This window comes from Hymenobacter sedentarius (genome assembly GCF_001507645.1).
Classification (GTDB): domain Bacteria; phylum Bacteroidota; class Bacteroidia; order Cytophagales; family Hymenobacteraceae; genus Hymenobacter; species Hymenobacter sedentarius.
In genome coordinates this window covers 4,437,829-4,455,814 of sequence record NZ_CP013909.1, presented here as the reverse complement: position 1 = coordinate 4,455,814, position 17,986 = coordinate 4,437,829, and the positions used below count along the sequence as shown (strand labels likewise).

At 63.5% G+C, this 17,986-nt stretch carries 8 protein-coding genes; 4 read left to right on the top strand and 4 right to left on the bottom strand.

Translation table 11 applies throughout. The annotated features are described in order from the left end of the window. Positions 1-102 precede the first annotated feature (102 nt). Entirely contained in the window at positions 103-2,037 is a 1,935-nt protein-coding gene (locus AUC43_RS18135) for a fumarate reductase/succinate dehydrogenase flavoprotein subunit (RefSeq protein ID WP_068197007.1), read from the bottom strand. Positions 2,038-2,139: 102 nt separating this feature from the next. After that, complete coding sequence (locus AUC43_RS18130) at positions 2,140-2,892, bottom strand: succinate dehydrogenase cytochrome b subunit (protein ID WP_071885966.1); 753 nt, start codon at positions 2,890-2,892, stop codon at positions 2,140-2,142. Positions 2,893-3,208: 316 nt separating this feature from the next. Here AUC43_RS18130 and AUC43_RS18125 point away from each other — a divergent pair, with 316 nt between their 5' ends. From AUC43_RS18125 to AUC43_RS18110, 4 genes are all read left to right on the top strand, one after another. Then, on the top strand, positions 3,209-6,175 hold the full coding sequence (locus AUC43_RS18125) for a T9SS type B sorting domain-containing protein (RefSeq protein ID WP_099092908.1): 2,967 nt from the start codon (positions 3,209-3,211) through the stop codon (positions 6,173-6,175). Between the two features lie 260 nt (positions 6,176-6,435). Further along, on the top strand, positions 6,436-9,384 hold the full coding sequence (locus tag AUC43_RS18120; RefSeq protein ID WP_082685198.1) for a T9SS type B sorting domain-containing protein: 2,949 nt from the start codon (positions 6,436-6,438) through the stop codon (positions 9,382-9,384). A gap of 200 nt (positions 9,385-9,584) precedes the next feature. Further along, positions 9,585-10,463: an ACP S-malonyltransferase gene (gene fabD, locus AUC43_RS18115; RefSeq protein WP_071886131.1), complete on the top strand. Its 879-nt coding sequence runs from the start codon at positions 9,585-9,587 to the stop codon at positions 10,461-10,463. A 2-nt stretch (positions 10,464-10,465) separates the two neighbouring features. Beyond that, on the top strand, positions 10,466-11,710 hold the full coding sequence (locus AUC43_RS18110; RefSeq protein WP_157781164.1) for a hypothetical protein: 1,245 nt from the start codon (positions 10,466-10,468) through the stop codon (positions 11,708-11,710). A gap of 21 nt (positions 11,711-11,731) precedes the next feature. Here the strand turns inward: AUC43_RS18110 and AUC43_RS18105 are convergent, their stop codons facing one another. Beyond that, positions 11,732-12,703 carry a PorP/SprF family type IX secretion system membrane protein gene (locus AUC43_RS18105; protein WP_071885965.1) on the bottom strand — a complete coding sequence of 324 codons (972 nt, stop codon included), beginning with the start codon at positions 12,701-12,703 and terminating at the stop codon, positions 11,732-11,734. Positions 12,704-12,978: 275 nt separating this feature from the next. Next, positions 12,979-17,868, bottom strand: coding sequence for a T9SS type B sorting domain-containing protein (locus tag AUC43_RS18100; protein ID WP_068196991.1), 4,890 nt, complete (start codon positions 17,866-17,868; stop codon positions 12,979-12,981). Positions 17,869-17,986: the final 118 nt, after the last annotated feature.

The window sequence follows — 17,986 nt, the reverse complement described above, 5'->3', positions numbered from 1 at the left end:
TGAGCGCAGCGAAGGACCTTATCACGTCTAGGCTCGTTGGGTTAGTAACTAAACTGGCGCGAGCGTGATAAGATGCTTCGCTGCGCTCAGCATGACAGATTATTATTTGTAGCTGCGCTGGGTCAGCTTCACGTTTTCGAAGGTCAGTTCTTCCTTGTTGAGCTTCTCGGGCTGGTTGTCGCCCTGATACTCCCAGGCGGCTACGTAGGCGAAGTTCTCGTCGTCGCGTAGGGCCTCGCCCTCGGGGGTCTGGTATTCCTCGCGGAAGTGGCCGCCGCAGCTTTCGTTGCGCGCCAGAGCGTCGTCTACCATCAGCTCGCCCAGCTCCAGGAAGTCGGCCACGCGGCCGGCTTTTTCCAGGGTCTGGTTGAGCTCTTCGCCGGTGCCCACCACACGTACGTCGCTCCAGAACTCCTTGCGGAGGCGCTGAATCTCGATTTTGGCGTGGCGAAGGCCTTCGGCGTTGCGGGCCATGCCGCAGTACTCCCACATGATGTGGCCTAGGGCCTTGTGAAACTGGTCAGGCGTGCGGGTGCCTTTGATGGCGAGGAGCTGCTCGGTACGCGCCTGCACGCCAGCCTTGGCTTCGGCGAAGGCGGGGTGCTGCGTATCCACCGGCTTGGGAGGCGTCTGGGCTAGGTAATCGCCAATGGTGTAGGGGATTACGAAGTAGCCATCGGCCAGGCCCTGCATCAGGGCCGAAGCGCCGAGGCGGTTGGCGCCGTGGTCGGAGAAGTTGCACTCGCCCGTGGCGTAGAGGCCGGGGATGGTGGTTTGCAGGTTGTAGTCAACCCACAGGCCGCCCATGGTGTAGTGCACCGCCGGGTAAATGCGCATCGGCAGCTTGTAGGGGTCTTCGCCGGTGATTTTCTCGTACATGGCAAACAGGTTGCCGTACTTCTGGCTCACAGCCTCGGCGCCCGTGCGCTGAATGATATCGGCAAAGTCGAGGTACACGGCCAGGCCGGTGCTGCCCACGCCGCGGCCTTCGTCGCACATCTGCTTGGCATTGCGCGAGGCCACGTCGCGTGGCACCAGGTTACCGAAGGCCGGGTACTTGCGCTCGAGGAAGTAGTCGCGGTCGTCCTCCTGGATGTCCTGCACCCGGATTTCGCCTTTGCGCAGGCGCTGGGCCATTTCCACGGTTTTGGGAACCCATACGCGGCCGTCGTTGCGGAGCGACTCCGACATCAGCGTGAGCTTCGACTGGTAGTCGCCGCTTACCGGGATGCAGGTGGGGTGAATCTGCGTGAAGCAGGGGTTGGCGAAGTAGGCGCCTTTCTTGTGGGCGCGCCACGCGGCCGTTACGTTGCAGAGCTTGGCGTTGGTGCTCAGGTAGAACACGTTGCCGTAGCCGCCGGTAGCCAGCACCACCGCGTGGGCGGCGTGGTTTTCAATCTCGCCGGTGAGCACGTTGCGGGTCACGATGCCGCGGGCCACGCCGTCCACCATCACCAGGTCCAGCATTTCGGAGCGGGTGTACAGCTTCACTTTGCCGTAGGCTACCTGGCGGCTCAGGGCCGAGTAGGCACCCAGCAAGAGCTGCTGCCCAGTCTGGCCGCGGGCGTAGAACGTGCGGCTTACCTGGGCACCACCGAAGGAGCGGTTGGCGAGCAGGCCGCCGTATTCGCGGGCAAAGGGCACGCCCTGGGCCACGCACTGGTCAATGATGTTGACCGATACCTGGGCCAGGCGGTACACGTTGGCTTCGCGGGCGCGGTAGTCGCCGCCCTTGATGGTGTCGTAGAACAGGCGGAACACGGAGTCGCCGTCGTTCTGGTAGTTTTTAGCGGCGTTGATGCCGCCCTGTGCGGCGATGGAGTGCGCGCGGCGGGGCGAGTCGTGGTAGGTAAAGGCCTTCACGTTGTAGCCCAACTCAGCCAGCGAGGCGGCGGCCGAAGAGCCGGCCAGGCCCGTGCCCACCACAATCACGTCGTATTTCCGCTTGTTGGCGGGGTTCACAAGCTTGACGTTGAACTTGTGTTTGTCCCATTTTTCGGCGAGGGGGCCTTCGGGAATTTTGGAATCCAACAGCATAGAATGACTGATTGAAGGAGAGACTGAGTGAACCGTGGTAAGTACAACAGCGGAACCGGGCAGGTGTTAGCCCAGGCCAGCCATTTTACGGCACATTATCAATTAGAAAGCCGAGGCCACGGTGTGAACGAAAGTCGGCGCATTCAACGCCAGTTCGCCCAGGTCATTCGTGAACAGGAAAAAGTATAACGGCATGGCGGCAAAGCCGGCCGACACCACCACAGCAAACACGTAGCCAGCATACTTAATAAGCGGCATGTACTTGCGGTGGTTCAGGCCCAAGGTCTGAAAGCCCGAGCGGAAGCCGTGCCACAGGTGATAGCCAAGGCTAATCTGGGCAGCCACGTAGAGCAGCACGTACCACCAGATGTGGAACGACGAAACCACGGCCATGTACAGGTTATCGTAGTCGCGGTACTCGGGGTTGTCGCCGCCCATTTTCTCCAGGCCGCCGAAGCGGGCACGCCAGAAGAAGTTGTAGAGGTGCACAATCAGGAAAATCAGGATGATGGAGCCCAGGATGCCCATGTTGCGGGACGTCCACTCCGAGTTTTGCTCGGCTTTCCACTGCGCGTAGCCGTGGCCGCGGGCGGCCTTGTTGCGGCGCGTGAGGGCAAAAGCCTCGTAAATGTGGAAGCCAAAACCCAGCACCAGGCCCCACTCGATGGTGCGGATAACCGGGTTGGTGCCCATGAAGTGGGAGTAGGCGTTAAACGCGGCCCCACCGTCGTGCTTGAATAACTGCAGGTTTCCTACAAGGTGGACCACCAGGAACGTGCACAGAAACAGGCCCGTGAGGGACATGATTAGCTTCCGGCCGATGCTGCTGGTTAATGTTTTTGTTATCCAACTCATATAGTAGCCAAACTGAGGAAATGAAGAGGTGTGTTTATGGTGCCAAAGGTAGGCCCCGCCCGCTAACCGAACAAAGTGCCGGGGCAATTAGCGCCGCCGGGGAACTCTTTACAAAAAACAATGCGCGGCGTGGTGAATCTATCCGCTTCATGCATCGTTTACCCGCACAGGCGCGTTATGTCTTTACTATGTCTTACTAGGACGATTTGCTGGTAGGATAACCGGCTGGGGGTGCTAAATGTTAGGATTCTACTGCGGTCTGGTGGCGGCGGTCAGGACTTGAGCTGTACTTGTTTTTACTTGTTATCAGGCTGGTATGATACACTTTACACTACCTCGGGTATGGGGGCTGGCGCGGGTAGTGCTGGTTATGCTGGCGGGGCTGGGCCTGCTGCCGCAGGCGGCGTGGGCCAGCCACCTCCGGGCGGGCGACATTCAGGCCAAGGTCGACACCACGGCCAACCCCAACCCCCGGCGCGTGTTTTTCAAGATGGTGCTGTATACCGACAACGCGTCGAGTGTGAAACAGCCCACCGCGACCATCTTTTTTGGCGACGGCACGTCGAGCTGCAAAGACGGGATACCCCGCCTGGGTGGCGAGCGGCCCATCCCGGGCAGTCCCGATACCAGCCTCAACATCTACCTGTTTGAGCACACCTTTCCTTCGGCCGGCAGCTATACCGTCAGCTTCATCGGCGAAAACCGCAACCGGGGCGTGCTCAATATGGACCAGTCCGACAACCAGTCGTTCTACATCAGCACGCGCATCACGCTGGACCCGGCCCTGGGCCTCAACCACTCGCCCGTGCTCACCGCGCCGGCCGTAGACAAAGCCGGAGTAAGCCAGGTGTATTTGCACAACCCCGCTGCGTACGATGCCGACGGCGACTCGCTGGCCTTCCACCTGCGCAGCAGCCAGTGGGTGCCGGCCGGCATTGATGGGACAGTGGGGGGGGCGCCCTGCGCAGGCTCTGGTGCCGGTACTGGCAACAACCAGCCGGCTCCCCAAACTACCGTTAACTTCCACTATCCCAACGACCCCATCATTACCGGAAGCAGCAACCCGCCGGTGCAGGTCTTCTACAACGGCGTACCGCCCGGCGTGATAGGCGCGCCAGCCATCTTTGTGCAGGACGTGAACACCGGCCAAATTACGTGGAATGCGCCGGTCAAGCCGGGGTTCTACAACGTGGCGATGGTGATAGAAGAGTGGCGACGCACGCCGCTGGGCCGGCGCCTGATTGGCGAGGTCATTCGCGACATGCAGATAATCGTGTCGGCTACGAATAACATCCGGCCAACCCTGACTATCCCGGCCGACATCTGCGTGATTGCTGGCCAGCCCGTCACGGGCCAGGTTTCGGCCATTGACGGCGAAGCGCCGGGGAGCACGGCCCCGACGCCCATCAGCTTGTTCGCGTACTCGGGCATTATTCCCCCGGCCACCTTCCGGCAAACGGCCAGCGGGCCGCCGGTGGCCCAGGGCACGTTCTCCTGGCAAACCGACTGCAGCAACGTCGCCCGCCTGCCTTACCTGGTCGTGTTTAAGGCGCAGGATACTCCTACGCCCTCACCCACCAACCCGCCGCTGATTGACGAGAAGACCTGGCGCATTACGGTCATCGGGCCTGCTCCCCAAAACCTGCGGGCCACTCCCACGGTGGGCACGGGCACCAACCCAAACAGTGTGCGGCTGGACTGGAACACCTATCAGTGCGCCAACGCCTCGCGCATCTACATCTACCGAAAAATAAACCCGTCTAGCTTCCAGCCCGGGCCCTGCGAAACCGGGATTCCACCCTCGGCAGGCTACACGCTGGTAGGCTCCGTGCCAGCCAATGCCACCACCTTCACCGACAACAACACCAGCTCCAACGGCACGGTGCTGGGCCTCGACCGGGGCCAGACGTACTGCTACCGCATCTACGCCGAGTTCCCACTGCCAGCGGGTGGAGCCAGCATAGCCTCGCAGGAGGCTTGCACTTCCTTCCCCGGCGCCGCCTCCCGGCTGGTGAAGGTGGACGTGGAGAACACCGGCGTGACCACCGGGCAAATCCAGGTGTGCTGGACCAAGCCGCGCCAGGCCCCCGGCACCACCCTCGACGGCACCCCCAGCTATGTGCTCTCGCGTGGGGAAGGGCAGGCGCCGACCACTTTTACTACGGTGGCCACCATCACGACGCTGGCCGATACGTGCTTTACCGATACCGGCATCAACACGCAGGACAAGCAGTTTACCTACAAGCTGGAGTTTGTGCGCACGTTCCCGCCGTCCGATAACCGGGCCCCCATCCGGGAGGCGGCGCCCACGGCCAGTAGCGTGCGCACCACGGCCGTGCCCGCCAACGTGGCCGCCACGGGCGTGACGGTGAGCTGGACCTACAATGTGCCCTGGGACAACACGGCGAAGCCAGCGGCTATTTACCGCCGTACCGGCAACACGGGCGGCTTCACGCGCATTAGCACCGCCCCAACCACCGCCACCGGCGGCACTTACCAAGACAACGACCCGGCTTTGCGCAAGGGCGAAACCTACTGCTACTACGTGCAGACCGAAGGCCAGTACCCAGGCGTCAGTTACCTCAGTTCGCTCCTGAACCGGAGCCAAATCCAGTGCCTGGTGCTCACCAGCCCACCGTGCAAGCCGGTGCTTTCGCTGCGGGCGACGAATTGCGACAGCCTGGCCGGATTGGCCGAGTTCCCGACCCTGACCCAGCGCTACAGTAACCGCCTGAGCTGGCGCCTGAGCGCCTTGCCGGCCGGCTGCGACGCCACCATCGCTTCGTATCGCCTCTACTACCGCCCCACGCCCACCGGCCCGTTCACCCTGCTGGCCACCACCGCGCAGACTTCGTACACGCACGCCGACCTGGAGTTTTCCGGCGGCTGCTACGCCGTGCAGGCCGTGGCCCCGGGCGGGCTGGTGAGCGACACGAGCAACGTGGCCTGCCAGGACAATTGTGTCTTCTTCAAGCTGCCCAACATCTTCACCCCCAACGGCGACAACCAGAACGCCGTGTTCCGGCCCAAGAACTACAGCCCCATCCGGCGCATCCACTTCCAGGCCTTCAACCGCTGGGGCGTCAAGGTCTTCGAGAACACGACCACGGCCGCCGACCGCGTGCTCATCAACTGGGACGGCGGCGGGCCCGTGAGCGAAGCGGGTGGGGGCACGGCGCCCATGGTATCGGACGGCATCTATTACTACCTGGCCGAAGTCGAATTTGCCGACTTTGCCAACACCAAACGAACCTACAAGGGCTGGGTGGAAGTGGTGCGCTGACGTATCAACCATTTGGTATATAAAAATAAAAGGCCGTTCCTGCAGGAACGGCCTTTTTTGGGCTTGATTTGTGCGGGTTTGCGGGTTTTGCTCAGCCTGCTGTTACAACTGCCGAGGTAGTTGGCCGGTTGTGGGCTTGCGAACACGCCATTACTGTTTACTTTCAAGCTTCCTGCTGGCTTTGCGGTCATTCGCCGGAAAGCCGGAAAGGGCATTGGGCAGTTTCGGACACACTTCTTTTCCTACTTCATTAGGTTGGTATGATACTATTTACGCTGCTTTGGGTCAGGGGTTTAATGCGGGTGGCGCTGCTGGTATTGGTGGTGCTGAGTGGGCTGAGCCTGCTGCCGCAGGCCGCTTGGGCCAGCCACATCCGGGCGGGCGACATTCAGGCCAAGGTCGATACCACGGCCAACCCCAACCCCCGGCGGGTGTTTTTCAAGATGGTGCTTTACACCAAAACGGCATCGACCACCAAGCAGCCCTCGGCCATCATCTTTTTTGGGGACGGCACCTCGACTTGCTCGCCCGGCGTACCCCGCCTGGGCGGCGAGCGGCCTGTGCCGGGAAGCTCCGATACCAGCCTCAACATTTACCTGTTTGAGCACACTTTTCCTTCGGCCGGCAGCTACACCGTCAGCTTCATCGGCGAAAACCGCATTGGCGGGGTGCTGAACATGGACAACTCCATTAACCAGTCGTTCTACATCAGCACGCGCATCACCCTGGACCCGGCTCTGGGGCTCAACCACTCGCCTGTGCTTACGGCTCCGGCCGTGGACAAAGGGGCCGTGAGCCAAGTGTTTTTGCACAACCCCGCTGCGTACGATGCCGACGGCGACTCGCTTTCTTTCCACTTGCGCACCTGTCAGAAAAATGCCTTGCTCTCAGAGGACGTGATAGCGCCGCCCTGCCCCGGCGCTACCGGCGACAACAAGCCGGTGCCGCTAACGGTCTCAAACTATCGTTACCCCAATGACCCTCTAGTGACCCCCGGCACGCCGCCGATTCAGGTTGCTTACAACGGAACCCCGCCCGGCAAGGCAGGCGACGCCGCTATCTTCGTGCAGGACGTGAACACCGGCCAAATCACGTGGAATGCGCCGGTGCAGGCGGGCATTTACAACGTGGCCATGGTGGTGGAGGAGTGGCGGCGCACACCGTTGGGCCGGCGCCTGATTGGCGAGGTGATTCGCGACATGGAAATCACCGTTTCGGCCACCAACAACCTGCGGCCGACGCTGACGATTCCAGCCGACATCTGCGTGATAGCGGGGCAGCCCGTCACGGGCCAGGTCTCGGCCATTGACGGCGAAGCGCCGGGCAGCACAGCTCCGACACCCATCAGCTTGTTTGCGTACTCGGGCATCATTCCCCCGGCTACGTTCCGGCAGACCACCCAAGGGCCGCCGGTGGCCCAGGGTACGTTCTCCTGGCAAACCGACTGCAACAACGTGGCCCGCCTGCCTTACTTGGTCGTGTTCAAGGCCCAGGACAATGCCGGCAGCGGCGGCTCGCCCACCAACCCGCCGCTGATTGACGAGAAAACCTGGCGCATCACCGTCATCGGGCCTGCTCCCCAAAACCTGAAAGCCGTACCCGATGCCAGCACCGGCATCAACCGGACTCTGCTGACCTGGAACACCTACCAATGCGCCAATGCTTCGCGCATCTACATCTACCGGCGGGAGAATTCGTCGAGCGTGGTGCCCGGCCCCTGCGAGACCGGCATTCCGGCCGCGTGGGGCTACACCCTAGTTGGTTCGGTGGCCGCTTCTGCAACTTCCTTCATCGACAATAACGTATCGGCGGGCGGGGTAAACCAAGGGCTGGACCGCGGCAAAACCTACTGCTACCGCATCTACGCCGAGTTTCCGCTGCCTGCGGGCGGCGCCAGCATTGCCTCGGCGGAGGCCTGCGCGGGCTTTAGTGGCCGCGCGGCGCTGCTGAAAAACGTTGACGTGGAAGAAACCAGCACTACCACCGGGCGCATCGCCGTGCGCTGGACGCTGCCGCGCGCCGCCGCGGGTACCGTCCAGGATGGCGCGCTCTCTTATGTATTGTCGCGCGGCGAAGGGCTGGCGCCGACTACCTATGCGCCGGTACGCACCTTCACGGCCCTCACCGACACGGCTTACATCGACACCAACCTGAACACCCAGGACCTGCAGTACACCTACAAGCTGGACTTCATCCGCACGTTCAGCGACGGCCGCCCACAGGTAAAGGAAACGTCGGGCCCAGCCAGCAGTGTGCGCGTCACGGCCTTGCCCAACAACCCGCCCACAGCCTTTACGGTGAGCTGGACCTACAATGTGCCCTGGGATAATTCGGCCAAGCCGGTCGTTATCTACCGCCGGGCCGGTACGCCGGGCAGCGCTTTTGTGCAGATTGCCACGGCCCCCACGGGTGCCACGGGCGGCACTTACGTGGATAAGAGCACGACCCTGGTGAAAGGGCAGACCTATTGCTACTACGTGCGCACGGAGGGCCAGTATAATCCTACGGGCTACCTCAGCTCCTTGCTGAACAAGAGCCAGGAACAGTGTTCCGTGCTAATCTCGCCGCCGTGCAAGCCGGTGCTTTCGCTGCGGGCAACGAACTGCGACAGCCTGGCCGGATTGGCCGAGTTCCCGACCCTGACCCAGCGCTACAGTAACCGCCTGAGCTGGCGCCTGAGCGCCTTGCCGGCCGGCTGCGACGCCACCATCGCTTCGTATCGCCTCTACTACCGCCCCACGCCCACGGGCCCGTTCACGCTGCTGGCCACCACCGCGCAGACTTCGTACACGCACGCCGACCTGGAGTTTTCCGGCGGCTGCTACGCCGTGCAGGCCGTGGCCCCGGGCGGGCTGGTGAGCGACACGAGCAACGTGGCCTGCCAGGACAATTGTGTCTTCTTCAAGCTGCCCAACATCTTCACCCCCAACGGCGACAACCAGAACGCCGTGTTCCGGCCCAAGAACTACAGCCCCATCCGGCGCATCCACTTCCAGGCCTTCAACCGCTGGGGCGTCAAGGTCTTCGAGAACACGACCACGGCCGCCGACCGCGTGCTCATCAACTGGGACGGCGGCGGGCCCGTGAGCGAAGCGGGCCGTAGCGCCAAGGTGGCCGATGGCATTTATTACTACCTGGCGGAGGTAGAGTTTGCCGACTTTGCCAATACCAAACGAACCTACAAGGGCTGGGTCGAGATAGTGCGCTAACCCAGGGTTTGAGCTTGAGCTAGAATGAAAAAGGCCGCTTCCATCGAAGCGGCCTTTTTCGTCTTGATTTGTGGGGTTGGCCGCTTTTGTGCAGCTTGCAGCCCCAACCACAACCGTAGTTGGCCGGCCGTTGGGCCGCACTATTGCCTTTCCATTTACAATCCCGCCTCCTCGTGAACCCCACCAGCGCCTCCGAATCCATTAAAACCGCCGTCATTTTTCCCGGCCAGGGCAGCCAGTTTCCGGGCATGGCCCGCGAGCTGTTCGACCAGAACCTGGACGCCCGCGCCCTGCTCACCCAAGCCAACGACATCCTGGGCTTTAGCCTGACCGACATCATGTTCACGGGCTCGGACGAGGACCTGCGCCGCACCGACGTGACCCAGCTGGCCATTTTCGTGCATTCGGTAGCTCAATTTGTGGCCCGCCCCGAGCTGCAGCCCGCCATGACGGCCGGCCACTCCCTAGGCGAGTTTTCGGCCTTGGTAGCCGCCGGCGTGCTCCGCTTCGAAGACGCCCTGCGGCTGGTGGCGCGCCGCGCCCAGGCCATGCAGGCTGCCTGCGAGGAGCAGCCGGGCACCATGGCCGCCATCCTGGGGCTCGACGACAGCACCGTGGAGCGCATTTGCCAGGAAATCACCACTGCCGGCCACGTGGTGGTGGCCGCCAACTACAATTGCCCCGGCCAGCTCGTCATCTCCGGCTCGGCCGAGGGCGTGGCCCGGGCTTGTGAAGCCTTGAAAGCCGCCGGCGCCAAGCGGGCCCTGCCGCTGCCCGTGGGCGGCGCCTTCCACTCGCCCCTGATGCAAAGCGCCGCCGCCGCCTTGGCCGAAGCCATCGAGAAAACCACCTTCGGCGAGGCCCGCTGCCCCGTGTACCAGAACGTGGATGCGCTGCCCCACTCGTCGCCGGCCGAAATCAAGGCCAACCTGCTGCGCCAACTCACCGCGCCCGTGCGCTGGACTCAGGCCGTGCAGCAAATGGCCGCCGACGGTGCCACCGAATTTGTGGAGTGCGGCCCCGGCAAGGTGCTGCAAGGGCTGGTGAAGAAAATTGTGCCCACCGCTGCCATCGGGTAGGGGTGCTTAGCGCAACGGGGCCGGCGCGCGTGCGGCGGTGGTTCGAGTGGTCGGTGGGGCTGGCGGTGCTGGCGCAGCTGGCACTCTTCGCCTGGGCTACTGCGCCGGGCCTGGCCGGCACCGCCGACTCGGGCTTTTACCTGCACGCGGCCGGTACGCTGCGCACCGCGGGCCACCTGCTCAACCCCGATGGCTCGACCTACCGCTACTGGCCGCCGCTGTACCCGGTGCTGGTGGCGCTGGGCGGGAGCCTGGGCACGTTGCGCCTGCTCCACGGCCTTGCTCTTGGGCTAAGCCTGCTGGCCTGGAGCCAGCTGGGCCGACGGCTGCTTCCGGCCGGCTGGGCGCTGGTGCTGCCCTGGGCCCTGGCCCTAAGCACGCCCTGGCTGGTGGTGAGCAAGTTTGTGTGGGGCGAAGTTGTGTTTCTGGCGTTGGTAGCGGGCTATGTGCTGGCCTTGTTTCGCTGGCTGCACACGCGGCAGCGGCAGTGGTGGGGGCTGGCCACCGCGCTGGGGTTTCTGCTGCCGTTGCACCGCACCCCTGGCTTTTTTCTGCTGGCGGGCGTGGCCCTGGGCTTGCTGCTGGAATGGAAAAGCCTGTTGCGCAAGCAGTGGCTGCCACTGGCGGGACACTTAGCGCTAAGCGTCCTCGGGGGCATTGCCTGGCACGTTTACGCCCTGCTCATCGCGGCGCCCACCGTTTACCGCCTCAATCGCGGCTGGGCGCAGTTTTTTAGCTCAACGGCCGACTATGGGTTTGTGTTGAGCCGCTGGCTGGCGCCGGTGCGGGCAGCGTGGCGGCCGGAGGTGCCCATCATCTGGGCGCTGGCGCTGGTAGGGCTGCTGGCCTGGCTGTGGCCCAAGTCGTCGGGCCCGGTGGGAGCGGAGGCTCCGGAAATGAAGGCTCCGATTGAGGCTTCTCCGTGGCCAAAGCGCTTCCCAAGAGTCTTGTGGGTGAGCAGCAGCTTCTTCATCCTGCTGCTGATTATTGCCACCACGTTCACCCGCAGCGCGTCTGGGCTCTATGATGCCGAGCGGTACGTTAGCGTGCTTTTTGGGCCGGTTATCCTGTTAGTGCTCCGCAGAATGGGGCGCTGGTTTGAAGCACCATCTTTGCGCCGACGCTGGGGTTTCGGGCTAGCAGTCGCCGTGGTGGGAGTGTGGTTGGCGTATGCCGCGGGCCGCAGCATCAGCAACGCGGCGGCCCTGCGCCAACTGCCGCCATTGGGCTGGACTTCGGCGCATTAGCCGTAGGGCGCTGGCCGCGCCCTACCAGAACCGGTTGGTGCACACTATCTGGGCTTTTTTCTTGATGCGCAGCCCCACCAGTACCTCGTGGCTGCCGCCGTGGTAACCGGCTAGTTCGGAGAGGCCCGCATCGTAGGAATAGCCCAGCGTGTACTGCTCGTAGCTGAGGCCCACCATCGCCACGGCCGAATCGAAGGCCCGCCAAGACGCGCCGAACCACAGCAGGTCCTGGTACTTGAGCTTGGCGTTGATATCGACCGAGAGCGGCGCCGGTTTCACGGCCTTGACTAGCACCGACGGCACCAGCGACCAGTCGTCGTTGATTGGCACGCGCACCCCGGCCGTGGCGAAGTAGTGCCGCTTCAGCGTGTTGCCCGTGCCGGCCTCCAGCGAGCCGGGCCCGTATGCGAAGTTGAGCCGATTGCCGAGCAGCTGCGCACCCGATACGCCCACGTAAAACCGGGAGCTGTACAGCCACGCACCAATCGACCCATCCAGCACCCGCGACGCGGCGCTGGCGGCCCGGGTTGTGGGGTCGAAGAAGTGCAGCTGCTGTCCATCCACGGCAAACTGCTGCATGCCGGCCGACATGCCCAGCGCCAGCCGGAGGTCGGGCATCAAGACTATGTTATAGGCGTAGGAAAGGTAGGCGCCCGTCCGGCTCGTGGGGCCGGTCACATCGTTGTACACGAGGCCGCCGATTGCGTGAAACGGCCGGCGCCGGTCGTGGATGGTGCGCTTGGGGGTGCTGCGCCATTTGCCCAGCGAGGAGCTGGCGCTGGCGTAGTAGGTTTTCGGCGCCCCTTCCAGGCCCGTCCACTGAGTGCGGTAGCTGAACTTGACGTCGATATAATCCTCCACCCCCGTGGTGCCCGGGTTGAGGATGTAATTATTATTCATGTACTGGCTGTACTGCGCCTGCTGCTGGGCCTGGGCCGGCGCGCTGGCCAGGAACAGGAGCGGGAGCAGCAATAGCGGTAGGACTCTTTTCATAGCAGTAATGAGCTTATTGTCTGTTCAAAAGAGTGTAGGTAGAGTCAGCAGGAATGAAGTAACTGTCATGCAGAGCGCAGCATCTTTACCGCGCCTCTTGTCATGCTGACGCAGGAAGCATCTTATCAGGTCAGCACGAGTCGTTGAGCCGTGAGAAGATGCTTCGCAGGCTCAGCATGACAGACGATTGGGTTTACTACTGCGGTAAAAATGCTTGGCTACGCCGACCTCAGGTTCGCTGCGCTCTGCATGACGTTTTTCTTTGCAGGAACTGGTTAATACAAAATCGTAATCGACCCGCTGTAGGACCTGCCCAGCGGGCCCTTCGTGACGACGACGTAGTAGTAGGTGCCCACCGGCGCGGGCTGCCCATTGATGTCGCCGCGCCACTCATTGGCCCGGCTGTAATTATTGGCCGAGAAAATCCGGTTGCCCCAGCGGTTGAACACGCTCACCGTATTGTCGGGGAATTGCTCGATGAACTCAATCTGCCAGGTGTCGTCGCGGCCATCGCCGTTGGGTGTGAAGGCATTGGGAATACGGATGGGCGGGCGCACAGTCACGGTCACCTGGTCGGAGTCGGCGCAGCCGCCGGTACCGCCCGTGATGGTGTAGGTCGTGGTCACGGTGGGCGAGGCAATGGGATGCAGCCGGTCATTGCCCGGAAAACTCAGCCCCACCGTCGGTGTCCACGTCACGGGGTAGTTGCCATCGGCGCTGCCATCTAGCACCACGGAAGTGCCGGCCAGAATCTCCTTATCGGGGCCGGCATCCACGTCAACCGGCGGAAGAATGCGCGCCGCTACGCTATTGGAAACGGCTGTGACGGGCTGCCCGCACAAATTGGCCGTGCGCAGGCGCAGCGTCACGGTCTGGCCGTCGCGCAGGGTTGTGCTGGTAAATACCGAGTTTGTGGCTCCCGCCACGTCGTTGCCATTCACCTGCCACTGATAAGTAGGAGCCGGGCCGGCTTCGGTTATACTTGTGATGCTGAACGTCAGCGGCTCGCCCGGGCAAACCGGCCCGCCCGGCTGCACGGCAATGGCGAGCGTGGGCAGCGGCGTGGGCGTACGCGTCACCGTCACGGAGGCCGCCGCCGGGCCGGTGCTGCACAGCCCCGCCGTGGGCGTCAGCTCCACGCGAACCACGTCGCCGGTGACCAGCGTGCTGCTGGTGAATGTGGGCCCGCTCGCTACGGCCACGTTGTTAACAAGCCAGCGGAACGTGGGCGCCGTGCCCGCGTTGGTAGGCACGGCCGTAAAGGTCAGGGCCGTGCCGGCGCACTGCACGGGCGGGGCCGCCAGGGTCACGCCGGTTGTCACGATGGGCTGCACCCGCACCGCCACCGCGTTGGAAACCTGCGTGGAGCAGGTGCCGGTGCCCGACGTCACCCGGCGCCGGAAATAGGTAGTAGCCGAGAGCGGGCCCGGCGCAAAAGTTGGGCTGGTCGCGCCGCTTATTGCGCTCCAGTTTGTGCTATCTGCCGATGCCTCCCACTGATACACAAACGTGCCGGTACCGCCGCCAGGCCCAGCCGTGCTGGTGAGCGGCGCCGGCGTAGCCCCAGCACAGATGTCTTGGTTGGTCGCAATGCTACCGGCGGTCAGCGCCGGCAATACCGTTATGGCCACGGAAGGCGAATACTCCGGTCCGCAAGTCCCTGACGTTACGCGGCGCCGATAATACGTAGTAGCCGTGAGCGGGCCGGGCGCGAAAGTTGAGCCAGTAGCGCCCGGAATGGCGGTCCAGGAACTGTTGTTCGGCGAAGATTCCCACTGGTAGCTGAAGCTGCCGGTGCCGCCACCGGCCGCGGCCGTGCTGCTGAGCGGGGCCGGAGTGGCGCCAATGCAAATAGCCTGGTCGGCGGCGATGGTGCCGGCCGTAAGGGCCGGGAGCACGGTAATGGCGACGACATTGGACGATAAAGGCCCGCAGGTTCCGGACGTGACTCGCCGCCGGAAGTAGGTGGTGGCTGTGAGTGGCCCCGGCGCAAAAGTTGGGCTGGTAGCGCCGCCTATGGCCGACCAGTTTGTGTTATCTGGGGAGGATTCCCACTGGTAGGCAAAAGCGCCCGTGCCGCCGCTCGCCAGGGCCGTACTGCTTAGCGGCGCCGGAGCAACCCCGGGGCACACGGTTTGGTCAGCGGCAACGCTACCGGCCGTTACCGCTGGCAATACGGTTATCTTAACCGAAGCCGAGAATTCGGGCCCGCAAGTCCCCGACGTCACCCGACGGCGGAAGTAAGTTGTGGCCGTAAGCGGGCCGGGCGCATAGTCGGCGCTAGTGGCCCCCCCGATGGCCGTGAAAGTGGTGTTATCGGGCGAAGATTCCCACTGATACACAAACGTGCCCGTACCGCCGCCGGGCGCCGTGGCGCTGGTGAGCGGCGCCGGTGGGGCCCCCGCACAGATGGTTTGGTCGGCCGCAATGCTGCCCGCGGTCAGCACCGGCAGCACCGTCAGGGTCACGGATGGTGTGTACTCGGGCCCGCAAACCCCCGACGTCACGCTGCGCCGGAAGTAAGTGGTAGCCGCGAGCGGACCAGGCGCAAAAGTTGAGCTGGTCGCGCCAGCAATGGGCGTCCAGCTCGAATTATTCGGTGAAGATTCCCACTGGTAGCTGAAGCTGCCACTGCCACCGCTGGCTCCTGCCGTGCTCGTCAACGGCGTCGGGGGAGTGCCAGGGCACAGTGTCTGGTCGGCGCCGATGGTGCCGGCCGTTAGGGTTGGGAGGACGGTGATGGCGACGACATTGGACAAGACCGGTGCGCAGCCGCTGCCCGAGCTCGAACGGCGCCGGAAGTAGGTGGTCGAATTCAGCTGGCCCGGTGCGTAGGTTGGGCCGGTGGCCCCGGCGATGGGCGCCCAGGTCACGTTATCTGCCGATGACTCCCACTGGTAGGCGATGGTGCCCGCGCCGCCGGTGGCTGGGGTTTCACTGGTGAGGGAAGCGGCGGTACCGCTGGCGCAGACGGTTTGGTTGGTCCCAATGCTACCGGCCGTCAGGGCCGGCACCACGGTAAGCGTCACTACATTGGAGGGTGGGGTGGTGCAGGCGCCGGAGCGCACCTGGCGCCGAAACAAGGTGGTAACCGTGAGCGGGCCGGGCGTGAAGGCGTCGTTGTTAGCGCCGGAAATGGCCGTCCAGGTGATGTTATCATTTGAAGCTTCCCACTGATAGGCAAACGTGCCGGTGCCGCCCGTGGCCGGCGCGGTGCTGGTGAGCGGGGCGGGCGCGGTGCCGGCGCACACGGTTTGGTCGGCGGCGATGGTGCCGGCCGTCAGAGCGGGTAAGACCGTGATGGCTACCGAAGCAGTTTGGGTAGAGGTACAGTAAGGCCCGGAACGGTCAGGCAGAAGCAGTTGCACGCTCCGCCGGAAATAAGTAGTGCCGGCCGGCAGCGTTGCCGCTGGCTGGTAAGTTGGCCCGGTAGCCCCACCGATAGGGGTGAAGGTGGCGTTATCCGTTGATGATTCCCACTGGTAGACGAGCGGGAGGCCGGCATCGCCCGAAGCATTGGTAGCACTGGTAAGCAGGGCCGGCGCTTTTCCAGCGCACAGCGTTTGGGGAGCCGCAATGCTACCCGGCTTGGGCAAGTCCGGCACTTGGATAATGCCCGAGCTTTCGCGGCAAAAGCACTCGGTCGTGATGCGTAGCGTGACAGTGTAGTTGCCGGGCGTAGCGTAAATATGAACGGGATTCTCATCGGCGGAGGTGGCACCGTCGCCAAACGTCCAGGCATAGACCTTCTTATCAAAGTCAATGGGCGGGGCCTTGAATGCGATTTGCCGGCAACCCGTTATCTGCGCACTCGGCCCCACACGCAGCAGGGAGCTTTGATTGAAGTTGACCAGGCCCAGGCCACTCAGGCGGCCGCCCAACCGCAGGCTGTCATCGGCGTAGCGAACCTTGGCCCCCAGCGAGTCGGGGTAGGGGATTACGCCCAGCGCGGGCTGGTTGTCGCGGGCCACGTAAATCTTGCCATCGGGCGCGGCCTGCAGCGAGCCCAGGTCGGCCGGGGTCTTCTGCTTGAGCGGAATATCCTTTCTGGTAACCGGCCCATTGCCGCTGATATCAAATTGCAGCAGCTTGGGCGGGTTGCGCACCGTGGCATAGAGATAGCGGCCGGGCGAAAACCCCACCCCATAGTATTTCCCTTCGCCCTTGTCCACGATGAATGGGACCTGTGGGTTGGCGCTCACCTGGCCCGTGCCGGTATCAAACCCAAACAGCTCGACGGTGCTGCTGCTGTCGCCTACCGCTTCGCTGTAGCGGGCCAGGGCTAGCCGCTGGCCATCGGGGGTTACTTTCATCTGGCCTTTGTAGCCCAGGGGCGCTATCCTTGGCGCGTGCAGGCTGCCGATGGGCGAAATAATGGGAACAGGCTGTACACCCGCCACGGTTACGCGGTAGGCCAGAAAGGCGTCGCCCCGGTTGTTATTGCCGGCCTTGGCATCGCCCCAGCCGTGCGTGATAACCCAGATATCGCAGCCGTTTTTATGAAATACGCCCGTTATCTTCTCCGCCGTGCCGCGGGCCAGGGGCGTGTTTTTGGTAGCGGCGATGACGGTACCCGGTCCACCACCGGCGGGAATATCGATTTCCGAGTAGCTCAGGCCCACGGTATCTTTCAGGGTGAAGAGCAGGTAGCGCGTCGGTTGGCCCGGCTGCGTGATGCCCGGCTTTCGGATGGGCAGGGGGCCGTCGGTGGTGAAGCGGTTGCCTGCCAGCCCCGTGCCGTTGGTCATCACGGTGCCGTCGCCGTTCCACACGGTTTCGCCGTTGCTGTAAAAGAGAATTTTGCCGTCCTTGTCCGACATCACCCCCGAGCCGGCGGGGGCATCCATCGCCCCGTTGGTAAGCACCTTCGGCAGGGAGTCGGCCGAGGCCTGGTTGAAGTCCAGCCCCGCCTTAAAGCCGAAGTACCAGGTGTTGGCAAACTTCTCATCGGCTGCGCACTCCGGGGGCGGCATGCCTTGCGCCAGCGCCGAAGTGGCCGCGCCGCTCAGCAGCAGGAGTAGCAGCGTAAGCAGCCAGCCCAACGCCGGCCGCACCCGCCCGGCCGGGCTCCGGCGAACCAGGCCAGCCGGCTGGCCGGGCTCAGATGCATGCAGGGAAGAAGCGCTGGTACTCGGGTGGGCAAGATGCAACAGCTCTGCGGGCATAGTGGGGCGAGTGAGTGGACGGGCAGGTAAGCGGGTTCTCGGAAGGAAAAGTGCCGCCCGCCGCCCTTACAAAACGGAGCCTAACGGCCAGCCTGCTACTGCTATAGCGCTGCCAGCC